This window comes from Mesorhizobium sp. WSM4836 (genome assembly GCF_055811815.1).
Map to the genome: position 1 here is coordinate 1 of NZ_JBVVQF010000125.1, position 270 is coordinate 270.

Annotated in this window: 1 protein-coding gene; it reads left to right on the forward strand. The window is 61.5% G+C overall.

The features are described 5' to 3' along the window. Positions 1 to 21: 21 nt before the first annotated feature. Positions 22 to 270: hypothetical protein (locus AC0L2P_RS32370; RefSeq protein ID WP_473507263.1), on the forward strand; the 249-nt coding region annotated here is incomplete at its 3' end.

The following is a 270-nucleotide window of genomic DNA, read 5'->3' on the forward strand; positions in this document are numbered from 1 at the left end:
GTTCCGGGCACACCGCCGAGCTTGCTCAATATTCGCGACGGCAAGTCCCGCTATGACGTAACAACGCCGGCTACGGCGTTCGCCAGCTTTAACGTGCTGAGCTATCGACGGAGCCCGGACGAGGTGCTTGATCGCTTTGACCGGCTTTGCGCCGATGCTGCTTTTGCCTGCCTTGCGGAGCTGAAGCAGCGGCGGCATTGCCAGCACGGCAGCGCCGCGATCGATCTGGTCGAAACAATTCCCCTGCATCGTTACGAGGCACTGCTGGAC